Annotated in this window: 1 protein-coding gene; it reads left to right on the top strand. The window is 48.5% G+C overall.

The window, feature by feature from the left end; genetic code table 11:
• Positions 1–102: 102 nt before the first annotated feature.
• Positions 103–229, top strand: a 127-nt coding sequence (locus tag BHE85_RS20190; RefSeq protein WP_242412330.1) for a transposase domain-containing protein, incomplete at its 3' end; no start/stop codon positions are given.

The raw sequence follows: 229 nt of genomic DNA, 5'->3' as shown, positions 1-229 counted from the left end.
ACGCCGTCTGCGTTTCTCCGGCCCTAAGACATCAATCATCTGTACTCCAATGACTAGTCTAAAAACTAGTATTAAGACTATCACTTATTTAAGTGATACTGGTTGTCTGGAGATTCAGGGGGCCAGTCTAGGGATTACCTCGACCCCGAACTCATCTCTCGTTGCCTTGCCGAATCAGGTACTGTAACGCTACGCAAGCGCCGTCTTCCCCTCGAAATGATGGTCTGGT

This window comes from Shigella sp. FC1567, from assembly GCF_001743015.1.
GTDB classification, from domain to species: Bacteria; Pseudomonadota; Gammaproteobacteria; order Enterobacterales; family Enterobacteriaceae; genus Escherichia; species Escherichia coli.
Note: the sequence above shows the minus strand (reverse complement) of the source record. Positions and strands in the feature narration are given on the sequence as shown.